The following is a 2,848-nucleotide window of genomic DNA, read 5'->3' as shown; positions in this document are numbered from 1 at the left end:
GGGGCCTTAACCAGAAGAAAACATCCTGTGGAAACAGGATGTTTTTCTATTAAAAACAAGGGGGATGATCACATGTTCCATGCAGACGAACGTCTCACACCATTTGAAAAAAAGATCTGGCTCAGCTCGCCCACCATGCACGGGCCGGAGCTGGAATATATAAAGGACGCCTATGAAAAGAACTGGATGTCCACCGTCGGAGAGAATATCAACGAGGTGGAACGTCTGGCCTGCGAGACCGTGGGGTGTAAGTATGCCGTGGCGCTGGCCACCGGCACCTCTGCCCTCCACCTGGCCGTGAAGCTGGCCGGGGTAAAGCCCGGGGAGAAGGTGTTCTGCTCGGACATGACCTTTTCTGCCACCGTAAATCCGGTGGTGTATGAGGGCGGAGTCCCGGTGTTCATTGATACCGAATACGACACCTGGAACATGGATCCAGTGGCCCTGGAAAAGGCCTTTGAACTGTATCCGGAGGTCCGGGTCGTTGTTATGGCCCATTTATACGGGACGCCGGGAAAGATCGATGAGCTGCGGGTTGTCTGTGAACGCCATGGGGCCATGATCATCGAGGATGCGGCGGAATCCCTGGGGGCTTCCTATAAGGGACAGCAGACCGGGACCTTCGGCACCTATAACGCCATCTCCTTCAACGGGAACAAGATCATCACCGGCTCTGCCGGGGGGATGCTCCTGACCGATGATAAGGATGCGGCGGACCGGGCCCGGAAATGGTCCACCCAGTCCCGGGAGAACGCGGCCTGGTACCAGCATGAGGAAGTGGGCTACAACTACCGGATGAGCAACGTGATCGCCGGGGTGGTGCGGGGACAGTTCCCGTACTTAAAGGAGCATATCGCACAGAAGAAGGCCATTTACGAGCGGTACAGGGAGGGCTTTAAGGGCCTTCCAGTACGGATGAATCCGTTTGACGCGGAAAACTCCGAGCCCAACTACTGGCTGTCCTGCCTGGTCATCGATCCGGAGGCCATGTGCCGGCAGGTGCGCGGGGAGCAGGAATCCCTGTACATCCCGGAACCAGGAAGGAGCTGTCCCATGGAGATCCTGGAGACGTTGGCAAGGTATAATGCCGAGGGGCGTCCCATCTGGAAGCCCATGCATATGCAGCCGGTCTACAGGATGAATCCGTTTATCACCAGGGAAGGCAACGGCAGAGCCAAGACCAATGCATATATTGCCGGTGGTGCAGTAGGATCCGATGGTAAGCCACTGGATGTGGGCATGGATATATTCCAGAGGGGACTGTGCCTACCAAGTGATAATAAAATGACTTCGGAGCAGCAGGATAGGATCATTGCAGTGTTCCGTGCATGTTTCGAATAAAGGTAGGAATTAATGAATAACGTACTTGCAACTTGCTTTAAGATTGCCGGGGGAATGGTAACGGTAAGTGCTGCAGCCGGCGTGACAGCATTTGTAAAAGAAAGAATAGATGAGAAGAAAGAGTCTGAGACGCTTCAAAAGCATCCGCAGGGGTTCTATGAAAGATATGTGAAGAGACCGCTTGATTGTACTCTAGCTACAGGGGCACTGGTTGTCCTAAGCCCGGTACTGGCAGTGACAGCCTTAGTTGTACGCACCAAGCTTGGATCGCCAGTTGTATTCACTCAGGATCGTCCAGGCAAAGATGAGAAGATATTTAAGCTGTATAAGTTCCGTACGATGACTGATGCACGGGATGAAAATGGAGAATTGCTTCCGGATAAGGTGCGTCTTACCAGGGTAGGCCGAGCTATAAGGGAGTCCAGTTGTGACGAGCTTTTGGAGCTCGTAAATATCATTAAAGGTGATATGGCAGTTGTAGGACCAAGACCACTGCTAGTCAGATATCTGGATCGTTACAGTGAGCATCAACATCGCAGACATGAGGTGAGGCCGGGTTTGACCGGGCTTGCTCAGATACATGGAAGGAATACTGTTTCTTGGCAGGATAAGTTCAACTACGATGTAGAGTACGTAGATCACATTACTTTTGCAGGCGATGTGAAGATTATTTTAGATACAGTGGGCAAGGTAATCCACAGAGATGGTATATCAAGCGAAACTTCAGCGACAATGGAAGAGTTTATGGGAAATGAAGAATAACAGACTTATAATAATCGGCGCTTCCGGTCATGGAAAGGTTGTCGCTGACATAGCTAAATTGAACGGTTATACGAATATAGCCTTCCTTGATGATGATTCCACCAAGAAAGAGTGCGCAGGATATCCGGTCATTGGAGCTGAGAAAGATGCATACGGATGTAATAATGAACTGAAATCTGATTTCTTTGTAGCAATAGGAAATAGCAAGATAAGAGAACGTATTCAGCAAGCGTTGGAAGAAGCAGGACTGAATGTAATTACTTTGATTCACCCAAGTGCAGTTGTGGCAGAGGATATATCAATAGGATCTGGTACTGTTCTTATGGCGGGAACAGTAGTTAATCCGGGGACTTCCATCGATAAAGGTTGCATCATAAACACCGGTGCTACCGTGGATCATGATAATGTGATTAATGACTATGTTCATGTTTCAGTGGGTGCGCATTTAGCTGGTACTGTTGAGTTAGGAAAACATGTATGGGTTGGAGCCGGTACTGTTATAAGTAACAATATTGCAGTGATTTCAGACACAGTTATTGGGGCTGGAGCAGTAGTGATAGATAACATTAAATTGGCTGGTACATATATTGGTGTTCCGGCAAAAAGAATGGACAGAGGATAATTAACCAGAGAACGCTAGATAGAATAATAGTGGCGTTGTGTGGTCGGAAAGAGGAATAAGCATGAGTGATCAGCAGTTCACACCATATGAAATTGACGACGAAACATTTAAGAAAATGCAGGC

3 protein-coding genes are annotated in these 2,848 nt (G+C 49.2%); all 3 read left to right on the top strand.

The window, feature by feature from the left end:
- Window positions 1-72: 72 nt before the first annotated feature.
- The 3 genes from ACML7B_RS02895 to ACML7B_RS02885 are packed head-to-tail and all read left to right on the top strand — an operon-like array spanning window position 73 to window position 2,725.
- Window positions 73-1,341: a DegT/DnrJ/EryC1/StrS family aminotransferase gene (locus tag ACML7B_RS02895; protein WP_418539260.1), complete on the top strand. Its 1,269-nt coding sequence runs from the start codon at window positions 73-75 to the stop codon at window positions 1,339-1,341.
- Between the two features lie 12 nt (window positions 1,342-1,353).
- Window positions 1,354-2,103 carry a sugar transferase gene (locus ACML7B_RS02890; protein WP_418539259.1) on the top strand — a complete coding sequence of 250 codons (750 nt, stop codon included), beginning with the start codon at window positions 1,354-1,356 and terminating at the stop codon, window positions 2,101-2,103.
- Window positions 2,093-2,725, top strand: coding sequence for an acetyltransferase (locus ACML7B_RS02885; RefSeq protein WP_418539258.1), 633 nt, complete (start codon window positions 2,093-2,095; stop codon window positions 2,723-2,725). The genes ACML7B_RS02890 and ACML7B_RS02885 overlap by 11 nt, the downstream gene beginning before the upstream one ends.
- The last annotated feature ends 123 nt before the right edge of the window (window positions 2,726-2,848 follow it).

The sequence above is a fragment of the Massilistercora timonensis genome (assembly GCF_048354975.1).
GTDB classification, from domain to species: domain Bacteria; phylum Bacillota; class Clostridia; order Lachnospirales; family Lachnospiraceae; genus Massilistercora; species Massilistercora timonensis.
This window is presented reverse-complemented; position numbering and strand designations above follow the sequence as displayed.